A 20,217-nucleotide genomic window follows, 5' to 3' on the forward strand; every position below is an offset into this window, starting at 1 on the left:
CTTGGGCTGTTTTGTTTTCTATATTCATTCCAATATTTTGGCTCAGTCGCTCTTAAAAGAACGATAGAAAAAGGATCTGATATGAATATCAGATCCTTAACTTTAATTTCTTAATACATACATCTTTTTACACGATAACTGGTTCGTACGTGCTCAAATTATCATACTCAGTTTTTACAATACTAGGTGGAAGGTTAACACATCCTCAGATTCACCTTTTCTTGTAGCAGTGCATAATATTTAATAAAATTAAAGCATATTTTTACTTACCAGACTTAATTTTTTCGTTATATTCTTCTAAAGTTAACCCTTTTTCTTTTAGATAAACGGCAACTTCTTTTCCTACATAACGATAGTGCCATGGCTCATACTTAATGCCAGTAATATTCTCTTTATCTTTTGGATAGCGGAGAGTAAACCCATATTCTGCAGCATTCTTATCTAACCATTTGAATGCATCGGTAGTTTCAAATTTTGCATTTAAATCTTCTACAGTATTTTGCCATTCAACTGAAATAATGTCTAACGCTAATCCAGTATGATGTTCACTTGCACCAGGATACTGAAGATATTCCAATGCCTTAGCACTAGCCTCTTTATCCGACAAACCTTGAGATTTATAGCTTTTAACTGAAGCATCATAATAAGTTTGTTGTAATTTTATAGCTCGATAACCTGATCTTAAATAAAGATTGATTCCCTCTTTTTTTGCAGCTGCTACCATATCCTGATAGGAAGTTGCAATTCTACTATCTATTTTCATATTTGGCTTCGCATTTTGGGTGATACTTGTTAATTCAATTCCTAGTTCCTTTGATAACATATGCTCTCTATTTACAAGGATAATTCTCCAATCATTAACATCAGAGATAGGTAAAACATCTTTTTTCTTCGCATGTATTTCATTTTTATTTTTATCGTTATTATTAGTAGTTGCCTGAGATATTTGCTTTCCACTACAAGCAGCCAGACTCCATCCCATTGCTAATACCAATGCTAAAATTATAAATTTTTTAATTGTATCTCATTCCCTTTTTGTTTATTAGTCTTTATACCAATTTCCCAACACGTCTCTAGGAATCTCCTTGAAATCCTTCAAAGAAACGGGGCCGACAAATTTTTTAATTCCATGTTTTTTAGAATTTTCATCCGAATAATCTTTTAAAAATTGAATTTTAAATTGTTTCTTACCATCAGCATAGTCGGTTACTGTCGGTACGATTGCCGCTTGTCGTATACCAAAAGTTTTATCTTCATACTTAACAAATTGTACATAAGATAATCCTCCAACCAATGTTTCTAGTTTTTCTTGCGCAGAAATAAGATTTCCAAGAGAATAATAGATTAGCGTTTCATGTCCATCTTTATTTTGTTTCCACTCAATTGGTTGAATTACATGTGGATGATTTCCAATTACTACATCTACACCTAGATCTGTTAAATATTGAGCAACTTCTTTTTGTTGCTTTGAAGGTGTTGAGGTATATTCTACTCCCCAATGCACCATAACAATCACCATATCAGAGCTACTCTTCGCCTTTTCCACATCATTTTGTATCGCTTTTTTATCAATTAAATTTAAAGCCCAAGACTTATCAGCTGGAATTTTAATTCCATTCGTACCATATGTATAATTGAGTAACGCAAAACGAATACCATTTTTTGTAATCGTTTTTATTTCATTACGCTCGTTTTGACTCTCATTAATGCCTACTGGGATAACATCCGGATATTTCTTCCAGTATTCTCTTGTATTCGCAACACCTTTAATACCCATATCCATAGCGTGATTTGTCGCTTGCGTCACTATATTGAATCCAGTGTCCACTAAAGATCGGCCTACTTCTTCAGGTGTATTGAAAGTCGGATATCCCTGTACTTTTAAATTATTTCCGGCAATCGGAGTCTCCTGGTTCACTATAGCAAGATCACTTGATTTAACAGCTTTTTTGATATTTTCATAAATATAATTATAATCATATGAACCGTCTTTTTGTTTGCCATCTTTAATTACTGCGTCATGATATAAATTATCACCCGTAGCTATTAAATTCACAACCGATTGTACTTTTTTATCTTCCGTAAAATTAGGAGACTGTTGGATAGGACTTTTCTCTACCCAATTTGGTGCTTTTAATGATGTATCTATATTGGATTCAGCCGGTGGTAATGAAGCTTTAGACGTCTTAACATCTGTATTACCACAAGCGGTTAAAAGCACTAAAAAAATAAGACATACTAAAAAAAACTTTTTACTTCTCTGTAAAGTATCTAACATGTGATCCTCTTTTCTGTTTTATTCCTTATAACCAGTTCTAACAAATCATTCTTTACAACAACGTATTTTGGTTTTACCCTTAATTATGGAAGGACACTCTGTTACACCTGCTTCGGAATATACTAATAATTGTTTTCCGCTTTCTAGCAATCTATCGATTCCATCAGAAGTGATAGGTTACTAGAAAAAGATGATCGATCAGGATGTCGACTAGTTTGATATACCTATTCCAATTGCAATAACTTGTTTAATATTTAAACAAGATAGGAGAATCGTTCATATAGCCTCTTCTCTCGCTTTATGTTTAAAGTGCCTCCAAAAAAAGGGATCGTTGCTGTAACCCTTTACATAGTGCGAAATTTTTGCAACTAATTTCTTTCATTCAAGCGACAAACATTATACCGATAACAATAAGTAAGACCCAAGAACTTATTTTACCAATATACGAAAAAAGTAGCAATCTTTTGTCCCATATAAAGAAGCCAATTAGGAGAAATGAACGAGAGATTCATTCTATTCAATTCCTTCATTGATTAATAAAAAAACAAGCCACCCAACTATTGGATGGCTCTATACTATAAAGAGAATTTGTTATTGGATTACTTCAATTTCCCTTCAAAAACAATCTTCCTACCGCACGGCTCAACTACTGTTTTGCCGTCTTTCTTTACTTCATGAAAGATTGGCTCTTCCATACGACGAGACGGAGCGTAGCCTTCTTGTTCCATACGTGCTAAGCAGTCTGTAATTGTTTCATTTTCAAGTACTTCAAATTTCTTTTTATTAGGTTGTTTTGTCATGCCCTAACCTACTTTCTATTTTTCTTGATGCGAATTGATTTTTCATGTAGACCATATATAACATTGCGAGAATTCCCATTATAATCATAACCGCAATAAAAAAGCTTGTATACTGTATTTTTTCTATAAATACGCCGCCTAATACAGGTCCCATAATACTTCCTAAACTAAAAGCGATTCCGGATAATATATTACCTGCTGGTAGTAAGTGTCTCGGTAATAAATCAGTCATAAATCCAAGCCCTAAAGAGAAGCACGATCCAATAACCATACCCGCTAAAAGCATGCAGGCAAAGACGATCCAGTAATATTGATCAAATACGGCGGCAAGTAGAAAAATGCCCGTACTTATGCTAAACGTCCACGTTAATATGCGGTCCCTTCCGTATTTGTCACTTAATATACCGAGCGGAATTTGTGTAATAATACCCCCAACTGCAAATGCTGGTAACAAGAAGGATACATCTGAAACAGACCACCCTTTACGAAGTGCGTATACTGGTAAGTTACTGTTTAACATCGCTTCAAGTACGCCATATGCAAGTGGACCTAGCAATGCAATCCATCCTAATCCAACAACTTGTTTATAACGAGAAAATGATGATTCACTCTTCACTTCTCTTTCATCTTGCGCTGGGAATGCATTTTTTGTTGGAAGTAGTAAAAGCCAACCTATTAGACAAAGTATAGTAGATATAATAAATGGTGTCGCAAGACCGTACTGCACAGTGCTTGCTAAATACGGACCAACGGCAAAACCAATTCCGAAGAATACACCATATATCGATACTTGTCTCCCTATTTTACTTGGGTCTGATGTTGTCGTGATCCATGTTTGTGTTCCGACATGAAGCATATGATCTCCGACTCCAACTAGAAATCTAAGGATAAACCATACCCAAAACGAAAATGTTTGTGTAAAAAAGAATAATGAAATAATAACGAGAAACCCACCTATAACAATAATCGGCTTCATTCCAAACCTTTGCATCGGTTTTTCAAGAAACGGCGAAATGACTAATATCCCAATGTACAATGCCGTCGCATGAATACCATTAATACTTGAACTAACCCCTTCTTGTTCAAAAATCATTGCAATGGCAGGTAAGAGCATTCCTTGTGATAAACCCGAGATTGCTACAATCCCAACCATAATCCAAAAAGTAAAACGCATTGACATCCCTTTCCCTCTCCTTCTCACGCTTCCACTTTTCATTATAAACTGTTTTTTCAAATGCGTGTACGAATATTCGCAATAAAAAAGAAGCTAAAAGAATGAACCTTTTAGCTTCCTATCCTTCCCAAACTTGCGCTTTCACGTTGTTATGAAATTGCTTGAAATATGGATGTTTATAAAAAGCAGTTTCATATAAATAATGATGCGAATGAACAATTGGTGGCTGTTGTATTTGTAACGGAACTACAGCTGGTGAAACTTGCATATACAGCGGAGCTATCATCATTTTTGTATACACATGATGATTATATGGAGAATGCACAATTAAGAACGGATGATGCATTGATAATCTCCCCTTTTACCTACAATGTTATAGTATATGCAATACCTTTCATTTCGGGGATTATTTCTGTTCTAACCAATTCTCTACATGTTTTATAAATACATCTAAACAATCAATAAACGGTGAGTGTCCGCAATCTTCTAATACCTTCAACTCTGCATTTGGCAAATGTTTCGCTAATTCCTCACCGACTACTTGCGGTACGACATAATCTCTATCACCTTGTATGACGAGTGTTGGCGCTTTAATACGATGAATTTGTTTACTTCCCTCTACAACCCCATTATGTTCATCTGAAATATTAAATGTAATGAGCGCATAATTCACATCTACGAAATTACGTTGCGTTAACATATCATCTAAATACTTTTCATAACGGTCCGGTTCAGGTTGATTATGTGTATATATTAATAGATTCCATACTGTACGGTAATATAGTTTGTTCATATTTTTTATCGCATCTAATACTGGAGCAATTTGTACTGGATCTTGCGCAATTTCTTCTTTCGTCTTTACTAAACTTGATACAATCGGCTGCCCATTCGTATCTTTTTTAAAGATTGGGTATCCTTTCATTCCTACTGATTCCACTAAAATTAACTTTTCTACAAAAGTTGGGTGATTCGCTGTAAATTGCATCGCAACGCCACCGCCCATTGACCAGCCCATTAATGAGAATTTCTCTAGCTTTAACTCGTCAATAAATAATTTTACATCGTCTGCAAAGTCTTGTAATGAATCTATCGACTGATTATACGTTGATTGTCCAAACCCTCTTAAATCAAGAGCGTAAATATGGTATTGATCTTGCAACTTTTCAATAACTAAATCCCAATGTTGTGACGATGTCATGTTCCCGTGAATGAGTACAAGAATATCTGTATTTCGCCTTCCAACTTCCTGATATGCAATCGTTTCTCCGTTCGATAGTGAAATAAACTCCATTGTTGCAGGCTTAATCATCACAAGTTCCCCCATTCTATTTAATAGAAAGAAAATTCTTTACTTAATTAAAGAATAGCACGCAGAATATACGTTCGCAACATAAAACCTATAAGAATTTTTTACATAAATCAACATGTCTATTACTAGACAATTATTATAAAAAAGTATATAGTTAGCTAGGTAACTAATTTGAAAGGATCAAAATACATGGACGAAAAACAACATTTTTTTCACATCGTCAGCCAGACTTCTCGGAAGTTTACGAAAAAATTTAATGAACGTGTATCTCCAACAGGGTTATTTAGTGCGCAATGGGCTGTTATTTTCCGCATTAATCAAACTGGTTCTTGTACGCAAACAGAATTATGCCAGTATTTAAATGTTGAATCACCAACGATGACTCGTACGTTAACACGTATGGAAACGATGGGATGGATTATTCGTACAGAAGGTAAAGATCGCCGCGAGAAGCTCATTTCTTTATCCGAAACAGCGATAAAGATGATTCCAGTATGGCAAGAAGAAGTTGATACTTTCGAAGAAAAAACGCTAGAAGGTATTAACGAAGATGATTTACATCAAGCATTTCAAGTGTTACAACAAATTATTAAAAATTTAGATTAAATTGGAGGGATGACGATGCAAAGTGAGAAACTTTGGACGAAGGATTTCCTCGGAACTTGTTTTAGTAGTCTATTTCTCTTCTTAACATTTTACATGCTTATGACTACTCTGCCTGTCTATGTTATAGACGGCCTAAAAGGAAAACCTGAGGAAATTGGTTTAGTTGCAACTGTGTTTCTTATTTCTTCTGTTTTATGTAGACCATTCACAGGAAAATGGCTCGATGATTTAGGAAGAAAGAAAATATTATTTATTTCACTTTCATTATTTTTAGCCGCTACTGTTATGTATTTCGGTGCGCAAAGTTTATTCTTATTACTTGCCCTTCGCTTCTTGCACGGTATTGGGTTCGGGATGGCAACGACAGCTACTGGTACGATTGTAACTGATGTTGCGCCAGCTCATCGACGAGGCGAAGCGCTTGCATATTTCGGCGTATTTATGAGTCTGCCGATGGTAATTGGTCCTTTTTTAGGTTTAACAATTATTTCTCATTTTTCGTTTACTGTATTATTTATCGTTTGTTCCGTATTTTCATTACTTGCATTTTTATTAGGACTACTTGTAGATATTCCGCACGAAGCACCTGTTAGCAAACAAAAACGTGAAAAAATGAAATGGAAAGACTTAATCGAACCATCTTCTATTCCGATTGCACTTACAGGATTTGTTTTAGCCTTTTCTTATAGTGGTATTTTATCCTTTATTCCTATTTATGCGAAAGAACTCGGTTTAAGTGAAATTGCAAGTTACTTCTTTATTTTATACGCACTTGTTGTTGTCATTTCTCGTCCATTTACAGGAAAGATTTTTGATCGCTTCGGTGAAAATGTACTCGTTTACCCTGCAATCATTATTTTCACAATCGGAATGTTCATATTAAGCCAAGCACAAACTTCATTTTGGTTCCTTGGCGCAGGTATGCTAATCGGTTTAGGTTACGGGACATTAATTCCGAGTTTCCAAACGATTGCGATTTCTGCCGCTCCAAACCATAGACGTGGTTCTGCGACAGCTACGTATTTCTCATTCTTTGATAGTGGTATTGGTTTTGGTTCTTTCATTTTAGGTATTGTCGCAGCGAAATCCAGTTATCATAATATGTATTTTATCGCAGCTATTATCGTTGCGTTCACTTTACTTTTATATTATGGATTACACGGACGAAAACAAAAATTCAAGAAACAACCTACAGACGGAAAAATTTCCGCTTAACGTTAATAAGGAAAGTAAACTTCCCCGTTTACTTTCCTTATTTTGTATTTCTTTCAAGACGAGCGTATACTTATAGTAGAAATAAAAAGGAGGGCCATATATGAAACTAAAAAAATCTCCCCTACTCTTACTTATACTAACATTCATATTTGTAATTACAGGGCTTGGGTTTACTTACTTCAAACAAAATAAAACGACCCCATCAAAACATAATGTGACAAAAGAAAACTGGTTAAATGACCCTTACTTACGTTGGTCGTACACACACATGAAAGAATTCACTTTAGTTAATGACGTAAAAAACAATCCTGACCAAATTGCTCACTTCCCTTCCGCATTGCAAAACTTAGACGATTTTGCTGTAGAGCGTAGATTCGGAAATACAACTCCTCTAAAAAAACTTTTAGATGATAACAAAACAGATGCTTTTGTCGTTGTACATAATGGACAACTTGTTTACGAACGATATTTCAATGGGTATAAACAGAATGAACCTCATGGTATGGCATCATTAGCAAAAGTCTTTACCGGGGCAATTATACAATCTCTCGCTGAAGAGAATCGTATCGATTTAGAGAAAACAGCTGACACTTACATAAAAGAATTAAAAAACACACCGTTCGGTAATGCCACACTTCAGCAATTAATGGACATGCAAGTGTCAGCAGAATACCCGACCCACGGATATGAGCAGCCTGGGCTAGAAAATCAAGATGCACAATTATATTTAGCTAGCAATATTTTACCCCGCGGCAAAAATTACGACGGTCCGATGAAAATTTATGATATGTTACGGGAAGCCGAAGAAACTGCACCGCCTGGTTCTTCCTTTTCTTACAATAACGGATCAACAGAAACGCTCGCTTGGATTATTAGAACTATTACTGGTAAATCACTAGCTGAAAATGTAAGTGAACGAATTTGGTCTCAAATTGGTATGGAAGAAAACGCGTATTACGTTACAGATGAAACAAAAGTAGAACAAGCTAGTGCTGGATTAAATGCAACTGCTAGAGATATGGCGAGATTCGGGCAATTACTATTAAACAATGGGGAATATAACGGAAAACAAATTCTCCCTTCTTCTATTACTAAAGATATAAAAAATGTCCAAGAAGGTGAACTTGCAATTGCCCCTGGAGCTTCCATTTCTTATCATAATCAATGGTGGATTCCGCACAATGAACAAGGTGCTTTCGAAGTGTTAGGTAGTTACGGACAAACACTTTACATCGATCCGAAAACAAATATGGTAATCGTTCATTTCTCTTCTAACGCAACGCCAAGTAATGAAATACATTCGGTTTACTCAAATATGTATATTGATATTGCACATCATTTAGAAAAGCTTCCACAGTAGTGGAAGCTTTTTCATTACAGTACATTATTTACACTACTATACCAATTATCTTTTCGTTATTAGAAAAGATTGAAAAAACAATTACCTAAAATACACCTATCGAAAATTTTATAAGCAGGTTACAATTTTAATTGAGCGTTTAACTAATACACCCACATCTTTTGGAGAATGTATTAAAACACTTCCCTTACAAAGATTGTCTGTTCATATTGGTCGAAAATTTCTTCTATAGATGAAAATAAAGTTTCTTCCGGTATGATGAACTTTATTTTTTGACCAGTTTGCAACAGTTGCTTTGAAGCCAGCTAGTAACCTTTCTCTATACTATCCCTATAAGTGCTACCCCATTTCCAACCGTTTTTCTTCTAGTATATTAAAAGCAGAATTTGATACGAGGCTCTATATCAATCTATCAATAAATTACCACTCTGTAAATATCTGAATTTTCTTTACATTGAAGGTTATCTCCTAAACAACCTCGAATAATTGTAATACATATACATAAGGAGGTTGATCTATTTTGTTTCGTTCCTTTACAAATGGTTGCGTCGCCTTAGTGCAACGCTTCTTGCCAGAACCGTTTATTTTATCATGTTTACTAACTGTTTTCGTTATCTTCTTTGGTATGTTTGCGACTCACCAAACACCTGTAGAAATGATTAATCACTGGGGTAATGGAATTTGGGGACTCCTCGCCTTTTCTATGCAAATGGCACTTGTACTCGTGACTGGATCTGCTTTAGCAAATGCTCCTCTTATTAAAAAAGGATTAACGAAAGCTGCCAGACTACCAAAAACGAATGGACAAGGCATTATTGCCATTTCAATTGTAAGTTTACTTGGTGCATACATAAACTGGGGCTTTGGAATTGTTGTATCTGTTTTATACGCAAAAGAAGTGGCAAGGCAGCTGGACGGATTAGATTATAGACTAGCAATCGCCTCTTCTTACTCTGGATTTCTCATTTGGCATGCCGGTCTTTCTGCCTCTATTCCTCTTACGTTAGCAACAGGCGGTGAAACGTTAATTAAAACGACTGCTGGAAGTATTAAAGAGGCGATTCCAATAACAGAAACGTTATTCTCACCATACGCTCTCGTTCCAGTTATTATTTTTCTCATTACGATGCCTCTCATCAATAAAGCGATGCATCCAGATGAAAAACATACGATTACAGTAGATCCTAGCGTGTTCCATGAAGAAGCTGCTGCTCAAGAAGTAGAAAAAAATACGTTCGCTGAAAAGATGGAAAATAGCATTATTATTACACTTTGCGTTGGATTGTTAGGTCTCATTTATATTTTCAATTACTTTTATACGAAAGGTTTTAACCTTACTCTCGATATCGTGATTTTTATGTTATTAATTGCAGGTCTTATTTTCCACCGTACTCCGATTCAGTATATTCGTGCTTTTTCAGACTCTACGAAAAGTGCTTCTGGCATTTTACTTCAATTTCCGTTTTACGCAGGAATTATGGGCATGATGATTGGAGCAAATAGTGAAGGACTTTCACTTGGAGGAGCTATTTCTAATTTCTTTATTAGCATTTCAAATGAAACGACTTTTCCGCTCTTTACATTTTTAAGTGCTGGCATTGTTAACATTTTCGTTCCATCTGGCGGCGGTCAATGGGCTGTGCAAGCACCAATTATGATTCCAGCTGGCGCTGAACTTGGTGTACCTGCTGCAAAAACAGCAATGGCAATTGCATGGGGCGATGCTTGGACGAATTTAATTCAACCTTTCTGGGCATTACCAGCATTAGCGATAGCTGGTTTAGGTGCTCGTGACATTATGGGATTTTGTGTTGTGAACTTACTATATGCGGGTTTTATCATTAGTCTATGTTTCTTATTTATTTAAACGAAAAGCTAGTTTTATACTAGCTTTTTTACATAATAAATCACTTATTTCCCACGCAATTTATAATCTTCTCCCACCCTGACTCCGTAAGATGTAATGACTCAAATGCAAAAAAATCTTCGCACACTTTTTCAATTAGATGTGGATTTCCCCTCAAAAAATTCCACTGTAATACTTTAGGAAGAAAATACATTTCATATTCTTTACTTCCCCGTACTACCTCATCAACTTCTCTTTCACAAATTCCTCTTATTAAATAATCATTTCTTAACTCTATTTGAATTTGCTGAAATGTTTCGCTGCATTTTTTCAATTGAAGTAAACACGTAACATACTTCCGAAAAAGTTCGCCATCATACTGAACACAATTTATAATACGGTCGACTTCATTCATAATGTACGAGCCTTTTCTTCTATTTGTAATAACCATTTTTCACGCTTTGATACTTTACTCGTTTTCACAGATTGAAACACTGAACGTTTTATATCGCGAATGCCACAAAAACGTAAAACACCTCTCTTCATCATAATCCAATCTGCTGATCGATATAACAATGCGACGTACCATAGAGGTGAGTCTAACGTATTAATAACCCACGCTTTTTTCCCTTGCAATAATCCTTTCGGCAGAGCCCCTTCATATTTATAAGCAAATCCAGCTACGAAAATACGGTCAATAAAACCTTTTAAAATAGCTGGCATTCCCCACCACCATATTGGATAGATGAATAAAAGTGTATCTGCTTCTTCTACTAACGTTCTATACCGAGCTGTTTCCTCTTCATTTACTAAATCGCGTCTTTTCTTCTCTTCATTAAATACGAGGACTGGATCAAATTGTTCTTTGTATAAATCAAGTACGGTAACTGAATGATTTGTTTCCTGTAGTCCTTTTTGCACATGATTGAAAATTGCCGCGTTAAAACTTGAAGGGTTAGGATGGGCATATATAATTAGTACGTTCACTACAAAACAACTCCCTCTATACGTTAAAGTTTCCCCTTCTTTAATAACTTCTCTACAATTTGTACGTTTTTCGAACTTTGCAACAATCGATTTAATAATATAAGTAACTCTTCTTTTTCTAAATCTTTCAGTTTCTCTTTAACTGCACTCTCACCAGCACCTTGCATATCATAAACAACTGCCGCCATATGTTTACAATAATTTTCATACGGACACTCACAGTTACTTTCTGAAAAATCTTCGAGATCGATAACTACTTCATAATTCCCTGCATTTCCAGTAACGAAAGCAAACACTTTTTTATCTTGTATTTCAACATCTTCTACATGCCCATCTTCATAATATTCATATCCCTTATCTACAATGTACTTTGGGATCCATTTCGTTATATCTTTTAATAAGTAAGCGTACATAATTGTACCCCTTCCTTTAATTCCCTTTTGACTTCAAAAATCCTGCATGTTATTCTAATTACTGTTAAGTAGCAAGTCTACGTGACAAAACGACTGACACCTATTCGGCGAAGGTGTCTCTTTTCATTTGCAGCCGATATGAATTGCCTCTTTCAGGCACATTCAATTTTTGACACTACACACTCAACACCATTCCCTGTATCAGGCTGCTTTAGCAGTCTTTTACTCTACATACTCCGTTATTTTAAGAAAAAAGAGAGCTTAGCTCCCTTTTCTCGCCTTATACAATACCCCTTTTTCAGCATAGAGATATTCATCAGCTAATGTAATTTTCCCATCCAGTTTTAGTTCGTCTAATAATCTTGATAAATAAAATTGATGCAACATCTTTTTCGTGAATTTTCCTTCATGATGCGAAACGATATGTTCTTGAATATCTAACAATGATATCGGCTTATCTTGCTCTATCATATATTCATAAACTGTACTACGCAGTTTTACGTATTTTTCGAGTGTCACAGTAATGCGCAACCCCTTTCTTCTTAATATAAATTTTCGTAATCGGTTTTTTTGCAATAAAAAAACCTCTCCGATAAGAAGAAGTTACGTATATATCTTCGTCTTATCTCCCAGAACAAATATGTTCTGCTGGAATTAGCACCTGCATCGCGGTTGCTGGGTTTCATCGGGCCAGTCCCTCCACCTCTCTGGATAAGAAAATATTCACTTAATTCTTACTATACGTAATTCCACTTTAATTGTCAAACAAATATAATAAATATAACAAATTATATTTTCTTCCTTACTGTTCATACTACCCATATACGAACATGCAAGGAGGATTATGAAATGCATCAAAATACTCGCGGATATGTACAAGATTCTTTTCAATCATTACAAGAAGCTAAAAATTGTTTAGAAGAAGCGCTCGAAACAGTTGAAAAAGATTTTAATCGCGCTCGTATTGAACAATCACTTTATGCTGTTGAACAAGCTATTCAACGTTGCGAGTACACCGTTCACATTTTAGAAAAAGATTAAAAACTTCCCATCAATTGATGGGAAGTTTTTTCAAATGGCATACTTCATAATTATTGCCGTTATGATTAAAAAATATACAGAATTAGCAATTTCTAAAATTCCTACTTTTATAATAGAAATTTTTTTGCCATACAACACAATTGCTCGAATGACACTTGTTATAAAAATAAGAGAACACCACGGATTAATCGCAAATACAATTATCGTTAATACGATATGATATCCCCAAGATATAAGACGATACTTCGGATTATTTTTTTCACGAATCATCGTTTTCACATAGAACGTACTACCTAAAAAGTATAAAAATGAAATAAGTGCAATAAATATAGCTGTATGATCGATTTGCTTCATTGAAAAGTAATAACTAATTAACCCACCGATACAAAACACAATAATCGCACAAATATCATTTAATAGTGCTCTTTCATTTTTTTGACGAGCGTAATACATATTCACTATAAATAATGGAATCATTACTATTACGAATAAAAGAATTCGCCACTCATATAATAAAGAAATCGTCCCAAATAGGAACGCAATAATAAAATAAACAATGGCAGCTTGTAAAAACTCTTTTTTTCGTCTTTGCTTTATGTACGTAAGAAATGGATACGTGGCTAAATAGATAAAGAACCACGCTAAAAACAATGGAATATGATAAATAGTAGGTTTCCCAAGTATGACACTTAATAAAAAAGGAATAACAAGCATAGCCCATGCACCATGTTGCTTCGGAATAACTAACTTCATTAACTATACACCTCCCTTTTGAAAAAAGTTCTCACCTACAATTATACAAATAATTTTATATAATAGCGGATGCATATTGAATCGATTTTTTGACAAAAAAATGCTCCTTACATTATGTAAGAAGCATGAAAGAGGCAAACGAATATGTAAGTCGCGACCCTACCTTATATGAGTATGCTTTTCTATGTCACGTTATGCTCATCTAATATACCGTATTTCTTTTTAAATCTTGTAAGAATCGTAATCCATGAAGTACTAAATAGTAATAAGAAAATAACATTCGAAATCGCATGGCTCAAATCAAAGTAAAAACTTGCGATATAATACGAAATGACAGTTTCCCATGTTGCTTCTCGTATAAAACCGAGAAGGCCCCAGAAATTCATAATCCAGCCAAATAAAAAGCCAACAATTACTCCGTAAAGAAGTCTCCCCCATAGCTTTTTCATAAAAAATGTATTACGAAGTAAACCTGCTATAAAACCAATCATGCCCCACGAAAACATTTGCCACGGTGTCCATGGACCTTGTCCCAAAAAAATATTAGATACGATTGCTGCTGTAGCACCAATCATAAAACCAGTTTCACTTCCAAATACAATTGCAGAAACGATAATGACAAAAGAAGTTGGTTGTACACTTGGTAAAATAGAAAATGGTACCCGGCTTACTGCTGCAATTGCCGCTAATACAGCAACGAGAACAATTTCACGTGAAACAAACGCCTTTCTTTCAAAACGGATATAGAAAGGTAACATAATAACCGCTAATATAAACAAACTACTTAACATGTAATAACCGTCCATGACAAGTGTCGTAAAGAGTAATGTGCCGATTATTACTGCAAAGATACATATTATGAATGCAACATATCGTTTGGACAAGCTTCGTACACATCCTCCCACGTTAATGCATATGGCAATTCTTTTCGAATGAATCGATTAATAGATGTTGTATAAAAGAAGTTGCCGCTAAAAAATTCTTTCGGTGCATCATTCATAATGACTGTTCCATCAAATAACATCATACATTGATCCACGTATTTCGCTGCAAACTCAATATCATGCGTTGCCATTACAATTGTTGTACCTTCTTTTTGTAGCTTCCTAAATAGCTCTCCTACTCTTTCTTTCTTCCATGGATCTAATCCCTTTGTCGGTTCATCCAGTAATAATAAAGTCGGCTTTGATAACAACGTCGTACATAACACAAGTAATTGTTGCTCTCCTCCGCTACAATCGTGCGGATGGCGTTCTTTAAGCGAATACAACCAAAACTGTTTTAGCGTATCTTCTGCTATTTCTTTTCCTTGTTCTCCATATAATTCACGCGCACGTTCATAAACCTCGTCCCATACTGTATCAAATGTAAAATGGTAATACGGATGCTGCGATACATACCCAATACTTTTAAACCGTTCTTTCGAATCGATTTTATGTATCACTTTTCCGTTCCACTTTACTTTTCCTCTTCTCGCTTTTTGTAATCCTGCTAAAATCGTTAACAGTGTAGACTTACCTGTACCGTTCTTCCCAACGAGCGCTACCCATTTTCCTTTTTCAATCGAAACTGATAAATCACGTAAAATAAGCGGACTATTTTTTTCATATTGGAACGAAATATGCTCTGCGCTTAAAATTACCTCTTGCTTTTCACTTTGTGCTATTGGGTCATTTACATATGATATCGCTGCAAAATCATTCATTTTCATTTGCGCCTCTCGCACTGTAAACGGAATATCTCTCACATTCCACTCTAAAAATAGCCTTGGAATTTGCGGAATAAATGGACGGAATGTTTCTACTCCCCACATATCCGTAATAACAATTTTAGGACTACCATCATACATAATACGGCCATTATCCATACAAACAACGCGTGTTGCAAGCGGGATAACTTCATCTAAACGATGTTCACTTAAAATAATCGTAATTCCAAGTTCTTCATTAATCCGTTTTAATAATCCTAAAAACTCTTTTGCAGCGATTGGATCTAACTGCGCTGTCGGTTCATCTAATAATAGCAATTTCGGCTGCATAACTAATACCGCAGCTAAATTGACAAGCTGCTTCTGCCCACCAGATAACGTATGAACAGATTGATGCAATAAATCTTGAAATCCTAAAAAGCTAATAAGCTCTGCTATTCTTTTTTGAATAATATGTGATGGTAATCCGATATTTTCTAAAGAAAATGCTAATTCTTGAATCACTGTATCCATAACGATCTGGTTTTCTGGGTTTTGAAATACCATCCCAATTTCTTGGGCAGATAACAAATCAGCTACTTCCTCTATTAAAACACCCTCATAAAATATCTCTCCAGAACGCGTACCAATTGGAAGTAACTCCTTTTTAAAATGTTTTAATAACGTCGTCTTCCCAGATCCCGATCCTCCAGCAAGTGCAATAAACTCACCTTTTTGAACAGAAAGAGAAATATGCTGTAACGCGTATTCGTTTTCATCAGCATATACAAATGATAAATTGTTTATTTCTGCATGCGCCACCATATCCATTCTCTCCCTTCCATCATAATTGGTAAACTAATAAACAGTGTAAATAATACAAACATCATTCCATCGTATTGCTGGAATAAAATAGATTCGACTTTCGGATAAATAATCAATTTCCCTCCGCCATAATTACTACATACAATAGCAGCTATAAATAAAATGATTAAATAACTGAGCGTATACCAATCACGCCTCTCCATTCTATAGCGAATATACGTCGTACGCTTCGTTACACCAAATCCACGAGCTTGCATAGAATCTGCCGTTTGCAGTGCATCTTCTAATGAACAAATTAATAATACTTGCAGCAATTGCATACCATTTTTGACGCGTTCAATTATCGAACCTGAATCTACCTGCACACCTTTCGTTTTTTGGACGAGTGTGATTTTCTTTAATCGTCTTATAAACAAAGGAACAAATCTCACTGTAATCATCGTTAACAATGCAACTTTCGGTGAAATTCTTGAAAACAAATATAAAAATTTATGACTAGAAATAATATCATTGTATGACGCAAACGTAAACATAACTGCAACTAGTAATAACCCCATTACTATTCCAAACATAATCGCCTCAAGCTTAATACGGCTATCACCTAACCAAAATAACGTAGTTCGACCTCTATGCGTTAATAACGAATTAAATAAAATTACCATAAAAAAGAAAACAATTGTGCTCAGTAGCATCTTTCTTATCTTTTCGCTATTTCCTTGCATCACATTTAACATAATAATTAATACTATTGCTCCAATTAAAAAAAGAGGATGAAGACACATCGTACATAGTATCATCACCCCGATATAATAGAAAAAATTCACAAAAGGATGTAAAGAAGAAAAACTTATTTTCATAGCCCTTTACCGAATGCCTTTCTTATTGTAATACGTATACCCACTCAATTGTATCTCCTGGTTTTACCGTAACTACACCAGCACTATGGTTTGGAAAAGCACCGTTCACACGATATTTCCAACCACTAGTATCCGAAATATCTTTTTCATATAAATCATTAATACCTTTTACATAAATACTATCTCTAGATCCGCTTGCATCAACATCTAATCCTGTACGTTGCAATACTTTATACACTGTATCGCCTTCTTGTACATCCATCTTTTTCGCACCCATTATATATCCGTTATTTCCTTTTACCGAGATTGTTACTTGTTTTGCTTTAGGTACTGGTGGTACTGGTGGTACTGGTGGTGGCACTGGGTTTGGTGGTGGTACCGGTGTTGGTGGAGCTGGTACACTATTGTTCTCTTCTGGCTTTTTCTTTTGCTCCTGCTTCGGTGTTTCTTTCGGCTGATTCACAACCTTTGCTTCTTCTTTTACTTCTGGTGCTTTCGGTTGTTGTTTCTCTTCTTGTGCTTGTTGCTGCTCTGGTTGCTTATTTACAGCCGGCTGTTCTTTCGGTTGTTCCTGTTGTTTCTCTTCTTTCTTTACCTCTGGTTGTGCCTGCGGCTTTTCCTCTTTCGGCTTCTCTTCTACTTTTTGTTCTTGTTTCTCTTTCTGTTCTTCTTGCTGCTTTTGCTCTGATTCAGCTTGCTTTTCTTCTGTTTTTTCTTCCGGCTTCACTTCATCTTTTTGTTCTTCTTGTTTCGCTACCTCTTCTTGCTTCGGTTCTACCTTCTTCTCAGGCTTTACAGCTGCCTCTTCACATCCGGCAAGTAGCCCGAGCGAAAGCAGTAAAGAAATGAACCATTTCACCTTACTCATCCTATCTCTCACCTTTCATACGAAAATTAGGAGCAAATAATTACTCCTAATTTTTTGTTAAGCTGCTTTACGTCTCCATAATACATATGCAGAAGCAATACATAATACACCCATACCTACTTCTGTTGCTGCACCATGAGAAGATGCTCCTGTTTTTGGTAGACTGTTACCGTTTCCGATTTTTTTATTCTTAACCGGTTCGTTATCTACAACTACTTTTAGATTTTCATCTTTTGTTTCTTGTTGTACTTGTTTTTGTTCTTTCGGTTCTTCAGTAACTTCTTTTTCTACTACATTATTTTCTGGTTCAACGACCTTTTCTGGCTCTTCAATCGGTTTTGGCTTAATTACATTACCAGCGTCTACATTAGACCAATCATAAATAGATTTTCCCATTTCCTTAAATTGAAGTAATGCTAAAAGAGCCTGTTCTGTAGCCATTCCGTTACCATTTTGATCACTTGGTAACCATTTAAATTCACCATTTGAAAGTTGATATGATAATAGGTTTTGCATTGCCTTATGAAGACGGTTTTGATCTACATCTTTAACAAGCGATAATCCAATAATTGCTTGCGCAGTACTATTTGAATTTTCTTGTCCATCAGCTGAAAAACCACCATTTTTCAGCTGTTCGTTATATAAATACGCAACAGCTTTTTGTATAGCTGGTTTCACATCTGATCGCTCTTGATAAGGAGCTAATGCTGATAAAACCATACCTGTTACATCAACGCTACTAGCACTATCTTTACTACCTGAACTATTATAAGTCCATCCACCGTCTGTATGCTGATTATTTAATAGTGCTTCCACTAGAGCAACTCTGTTCCATTTTGATTCAACTGGAATCTCATACTTCTTCGTATCAAATGCAAGTAAAGCAAATGCATAACCTGTAACAGAATTCACTTTATCTGACTCATACAATTTTTGAACTAAATTATGTCCACCTACATTTTTAGGGTCTGCACTCATTGCATTCATCATAATAATTGTTCTAGCTAAATCTGTCGCTGAAAAACGATTAATGCGCTTTTCTACTTTTTCAGTTACTGACTTAACATAATTTAATTTTGCCTCAATTGGCACATTCTTTCCAGAACGAGAAAGCGCTACAGCTACCCAGTCACTTTCAATTCCATCTTGTAACATTTTTTCAGATGTTTTTGAGATTGCTTCCTCTAATTGCTTCGCTGGAATTTGAACATTCTCTTGCTTTGGTTGTTCTGGTTTTTTACTATCTTGGTCACCTTGGTTTTCCCCATCTAGCGTTTTACCGTCTTGGTCACCTTGGTTTTTCCCATCTGGCGTTTTACCATCTTGATCACCTTGGTTTTTCCCATCTGGCGTTTTACCGTCTTGGTCACCTTGGTTTTTCCCATCTGGCGTTTTATCATCTTGACCTTCTGATTTTGGTTCTTCTGGTTTGCCGCCGTCAGGTTCTTCTGTTTTACACGTTCCGAACTTATCTAACGTTTCTTTCAATGTTTCCTGGCTTATATTGCTCCAGTCTGAAACAAAACGAAAGACAACAACGTCTCCAGATTTTAATTTATAACTATCTGCTCCGACTTCTGCAGACTGATCATTTACATCATACAGCCAAGCACTTGTAGCCCCGGCCATTAAACCATCGATGCCTTTTACATATGTTCCAAACGACATCGTTTCAGATTCTACTTTGTCCCCCATGACCTTTTGCAGCAAACTTAAAGCTGTTTCCCCATCTTTAATTTGCTCTTCTTTCGGACATAACATAATGCCTTTTTGTGATTCCCCAATAATTGCAAGTTTTGCTGTATTTCCTTCAGCAAACGTAATATGTACTGTATTCGCAAAAGAAACAAATACAAGTGTCACTGCCATTAACGACGTAAGCAGCCATTTTTTCAACATTGCCATCCCAAAATTTCCTCCCTTACTACCATTTACACAAAAAAAGGCCCTTCAAGGGCGTGCGATTGACACTCTCTTTTTGTAAGTGTCGAACAAAAATGTACAACACCTCCTACCCGCATCATTCGCGGCTATATTTGTATAGGAAAAATAATTTTGTTTATGAACGTATCATTGTGATAACATTCACTTTTCTTGGCACAACTTACTCCCATTTAAGTTATCGTAAAACGATAAACCTATACATTCTGTAAATTTTAAATTTCTGTATTATTTTACTATTGACAAAGAATTTTGTC

21 protein-coding genes and 1 riboswitch are annotated in these 20,217 nt (G+C 35.5%); of the genes, 5 read left to right on the forward strand and 16 right to left on the reverse strand.

Annotation, left to right across the window (positions count from 1 at the left end; translation table 11 throughout):
- Nucleotides 1-262: 262 nt before the first annotated feature.
- From DN399_RS15925 to phaZ, 6 genes are all read right to left on the reverse strand, one after another.
- Entirely contained in the window at nt 263-994 is a 732-nt protein-coding gene (locus tag DN399_RS15925; RefSeq protein WP_282613099.1) for a M15 family metallopeptidase, read from the reverse strand.
- 48 nt (nt 995-1,042) lie between these two features.
- Complete coding sequence (locus DN399_RS15930) at nt 1,043-2,278, reverse strand: CapA family protein (protein WP_000887611.1); 1,236 nt, start codon at nt 2,276-2,278, stop codon at nt 1,043-1,045.
- Nucleotides 2,279-2,877: 599 nt separating this feature from the next.
- On the reverse strand, nt 2,878-3,078 hold the full coding sequence (locus DN399_RS15935; RefSeq protein ID WP_000166303.1) for an NETI motif-containing protein: 201 nt from the start codon (nt 3,076-3,078) through the stop codon (nt 2,878-2,880).
- A complete protein-coding gene (locus DN399_RS15940) occupies nt 3,062-4,258 on the reverse strand; it encodes an MFS transporter (protein WP_000062798.1) in 1,197 nt (398 codons plus the stop codon). The genes DN399_RS15935 and DN399_RS15940 overlap by 17 nt, the downstream gene beginning before the upstream one ends.
- Before the next feature lie 112 nt (nt 4,259-4,370).
- Entirely contained in the window at nt 4,371-4,598 is a 228-nt protein-coding gene (locus DN399_RS15945) for a hypothetical protein (RefSeq protein ID WP_000546487.1), read from the reverse strand.
- A 60-nt stretch (nt 4,599-4,658) separates the two neighbouring features.
- A complete protein-coding gene (gene phaZ, locus DN399_RS15950; protein WP_086388679.1) occupies nt 4,659-5,561 on the reverse strand; it encodes an intracellular short-chain-length polyhydroxyalkanoate depolymerase in 903 nt (300 codons plus the stop codon).
- 189 nt (nt 5,562-5,750) lie between these two features.
- Between phaZ and DN399_RS15955 the strand changes: the two genes are divergently transcribed.
- The 4 genes from DN399_RS15955 (at nt 5,751) to DN399_RS15970 (ending at nt 10,609) form a co-directional block, all read left to right on the forward strand.
- On the forward strand, nt 5,751-6,167 hold the full coding sequence (locus DN399_RS15955) for a MarR family winged helix-turn-helix transcriptional regulator (protein ID WP_000343680.1): 417 nt from the start codon (nt 5,751-5,753) through the stop codon (nt 6,165-6,167).
- 15 nt (nt 6,168-6,182) lie between these two features.
- Complete coding sequence (locus DN399_RS15960) at nt 6,183-7,382, forward strand: MFS transporter (RefSeq protein ID WP_001190318.1); 1,200 nt, start codon at nt 6,183-6,185, stop codon at nt 7,380-7,382.
- 100 nt (nt 7,383-7,482) lie between these two features.
- On the forward strand, nt 7,483-8,742 hold the full coding sequence (locus tag DN399_RS15965; protein ID WP_060851914.1) for a serine hydrolase domain-containing protein: 1,260 nt from the start codon (nt 7,483-7,485) through the stop codon (nt 8,740-8,742).
- Nucleotides 8,743-9,262: 520 nt separating this feature from the next.
- Entirely contained in the window at nt 9,263-10,609 is a 1,347-nt protein-coding gene (locus DN399_RS15970; RefSeq protein ID WP_000490009.1) for a short-chain fatty acid transporter, read from the forward strand.
- 40 nt (nt 10,610-10,649) lie between these two features.
- Here the strand turns inward: DN399_RS15970 and DN399_RS15975 are convergent, their stop codons facing one another.
- From DN399_RS15975 to DN399_RS15990, 4 genes are all read right to left on the reverse strand, one after another.
- On the reverse strand, nt 10,650-11,003 hold the full coding sequence (locus DN399_RS15975) for a group-specific protein (protein ID WP_149149805.1): 354 nt from the start codon (nt 11,001-11,003) through the stop codon (nt 10,650-10,652).
- The gene (locus DN399_RS15980) at nt 11,000-11,575 is read right to left on the reverse strand and encodes an NAD(P)H-dependent oxidoreductase (protein ID WP_086385167.1); all 576 of its coding nucleotides are present in this window, start codon (nt 11,573-11,575) and stop codon (nt 11,000-11,002) included. Before DN399_RS15980 ends, DN399_RS15975 begins: the two co-directional genes overlap by 4 nt.
- Nucleotides 11,576-11,598: 23 nt before the next feature.
- Nucleotides 11,599-11,988 carry an SWIM zinc finger family protein gene (locus DN399_RS15985; protein ID WP_000271527.1) on the reverse strand — a complete coding sequence of 130 codons (390 nt, stop codon included), beginning with the start codon at nt 11,986-11,988 and terminating at the stop codon, nt 11,599-11,601.
- A gap of 261 nt (nt 11,989-12,249) precedes the next feature.
- Complete coding sequence (locus DN399_RS15990; protein ID WP_000171476.1) at nt 12,250-12,507, reverse strand: hypothetical protein; 258 nt, start codon at nt 12,505-12,507, stop codon at nt 12,250-12,252.
- A gap of 100 nt (nt 12,508-12,607) precedes the next feature.
- Nucleotides 12,608-12,706: riboswitch (SAM riboswitch) on the reverse strand.
- 131 nt (nt 12,707-12,837) lie between these two features.
- On the opposite strand from DN399_RS15990, the gene DN399_RS15995 reads away from it, so the two are divergent.
- Nucleotides 12,838-13,029, forward strand: coding sequence for a hypothetical protein (locus DN399_RS15995; protein WP_149149806.1), 192 nt, complete (start codon nt 12,838-12,840; stop codon nt 13,027-13,029).
- Nucleotides 13,030-13,059: 30 nt separating this feature from the next.
- Here DN399_RS15995 and DN399_RS16000 read toward each other — a convergent pair whose 3' ends face one another.
- From DN399_RS16000 to DN399_RS16025, 6 genes are all read right to left on the reverse strand, one after another.
- A complete protein-coding gene (locus tag DN399_RS16000; protein ID WP_149149807.1) occupies nt 13,060-13,782 on the reverse strand; it encodes a YwiC-like family protein in 723 nt (240 codons plus the stop codon).
- Nucleotides 13,783-13,964: 182 nt separating this feature from the next.
- Nucleotides 13,965-14,666, reverse strand: a complete 702-nt coding sequence (locus tag DN399_RS16005; protein WP_000044901.1) for an ECF transporter S component — start codon at nt 14,664-14,666, stop codon at nt 13,965-13,967.
- Complete coding sequence (locus tag DN399_RS16010; protein ID WP_149149808.1) at nt 14,639-16,300, reverse strand: ABC transporter ATP-binding protein; 1,662 nt, start codon at nt 16,298-16,300, stop codon at nt 14,639-14,641. The genes DN399_RS16005 and DN399_RS16010 overlap by 28 nt, the downstream gene beginning before the upstream one ends.
- Nucleotides 16,273-17,151 (reverse strand): energy-coupling factor transporter transmembrane component T, encoded by an 879-nt coding sequence (locus tag DN399_RS16015; RefSeq protein ID WP_149149809.1) that lies wholly within the window; start codon nt 17,149-17,151, stop codon nt 16,273-16,275. The genes DN399_RS16010 and DN399_RS16015 overlap by 28 nt, the downstream gene beginning before the upstream one ends.
- Before the next feature lie 22 nt (nt 17,152-17,173).
- Nucleotides 17,174-18,019 (reverse strand): DUF4430 domain-containing protein, encoded by an 846-nt coding sequence (locus tag DN399_RS16020; protein WP_149149810.1) that lies wholly within the window; start codon nt 18,017-18,019, stop codon nt 17,174-17,176.
- Nucleotides 18,020-18,076: 57 nt separating this feature from the next.
- Nucleotides 18,077-19,924 (reverse strand): DUF4430 domain-containing protein, encoded by a 1,848-nt coding sequence (locus tag DN399_RS16025; RefSeq protein WP_061113282.1) that lies wholly within the window; start codon nt 19,922-19,924, stop codon nt 18,077-18,079.
- Nucleotides 19,925-20,217 lie beyond the last annotated feature (293 nt).

The sequence above is a fragment of the Bacillus sp. AR4-2 genome (genome assembly GCF_008274865.1).
GTDB classification, from domain to species: domain Bacteria; phylum Bacillota; class Bacilli; order Bacillales; family Bacillaceae_G; genus Bacillus_A; species Bacillus_A cereus.

What these genes read in the sequence shown, in the direction of transcription:
- DN399_RS15960 (WP_001190318.1), top strand. Translation starts at nt 6,183, where the DNA reads ATGCAAAGTGAGAAACTTTGGACGAAGGATTTCCTCGGAACTTGTTTT.
- DN399_RS15995 (WP_149149806.1), top strand. Translation starts at nt 12,838, where the DNA reads ATGCATCAAAATACTCGCGGATATGTACAAGATTCTTTTCAATCATTA.
- DN399_RS16015 (WP_149149809.1), bottom strand. Translation starts at nt 17,151, where the DNA reads ATGAAAATAAGTTTTTCTTCTTTACATCCTTTTGTGAATTTTTTCTAT.
- DN399_RS15930 (WP_000887611.1), bottom strand. Translation starts at nt 2,278, where the DNA reads ATGTTAGATACTTTACAGAGAAGTAAAAAGTTTTTTTTAGTATGTCTT.
- DN399_RS15975 (WP_149149805.1), bottom strand. Translation starts at nt 11,003, where the DNA reads ATGAATGAAGTCGACCGTATTATAAATTGTGTTCAGTATGATGGCGAA.
- DN399_RS15940 (WP_000062798.1), bottom strand. Translation starts at nt 4,258, where the DNA reads ATGTCAATGCGTTTTACTTTTTGGATTATGGTTGGGATTGTAGCAATC.
- DN399_RS15985 (WP_000271527.1), bottom strand. Translation starts at nt 11,988, where the DNA reads ATGTACGCTTACTTATTAAAAGATATAACGAAATGGATCCCAAAGTAC.
- DN399_RS15935 (WP_000166303.1), bottom strand. Translation starts at nt 3,078, where the DNA reads ATGACAAAACAACCTAATAAAAAGAAATTTGAAGTACTTGAAAATGAA.
- DN399_RS15955 (WP_000343680.1), top strand. Translation starts at nt 5,751, where the DNA reads ATGGACGAAAAACAACATTTTTTTCACATCGTCAGCCAGACTTCTCGG.
- DN399_RS16000 (WP_149149807.1), bottom strand. Translation starts at nt 13,782, where the DNA reads ATGAAGTTAGTTATTCCGAAGCAACATGGTGCATGGGCTATGCTTGTT.
- DN399_RS16020 (WP_149149810.1), bottom strand. Translation starts at nt 18,019, where the DNA reads ATGAGTAAGGTGAAATGGTTCATTTCTTTACTGCTTTCGCTCGGGCTA.
- DN399_RS16010 (WP_149149808.1), bottom strand. Translation starts at nt 16,300, where the DNA reads ATGGATATGGTGGCGCATGCAGAAATAAACAATTTATCATTTGTATAT.
- DN399_RS16025 (WP_061113282.1), bottom strand. Translation starts at nt 19,924, where the DNA reads ATGGCAATGTTGAAAAAATGGCTGCTTACGTCGTTAATGGCAGTGACA.
- DN399_RS15965 (WP_060851914.1), top strand. Translation starts at nt 7,483, where the DNA reads ATGAAACTAAAAAAATCTCCCCTACTCTTACTTATACTAACATTCATA.
- DN399_RS15945 (WP_000546487.1), bottom strand. Translation starts at nt 4,598, where the DNA reads ATGCATCATCCGTTCTTAATTGTGCATTCTCCATATAATCATCATGTG.
- phaZ (WP_086388679.1), bottom strand. Translation starts at nt 5,561, where the DNA reads ATGATTAAGCCTGCAACAATGGAGTTTATTTCACTATCGAACGGAGAA.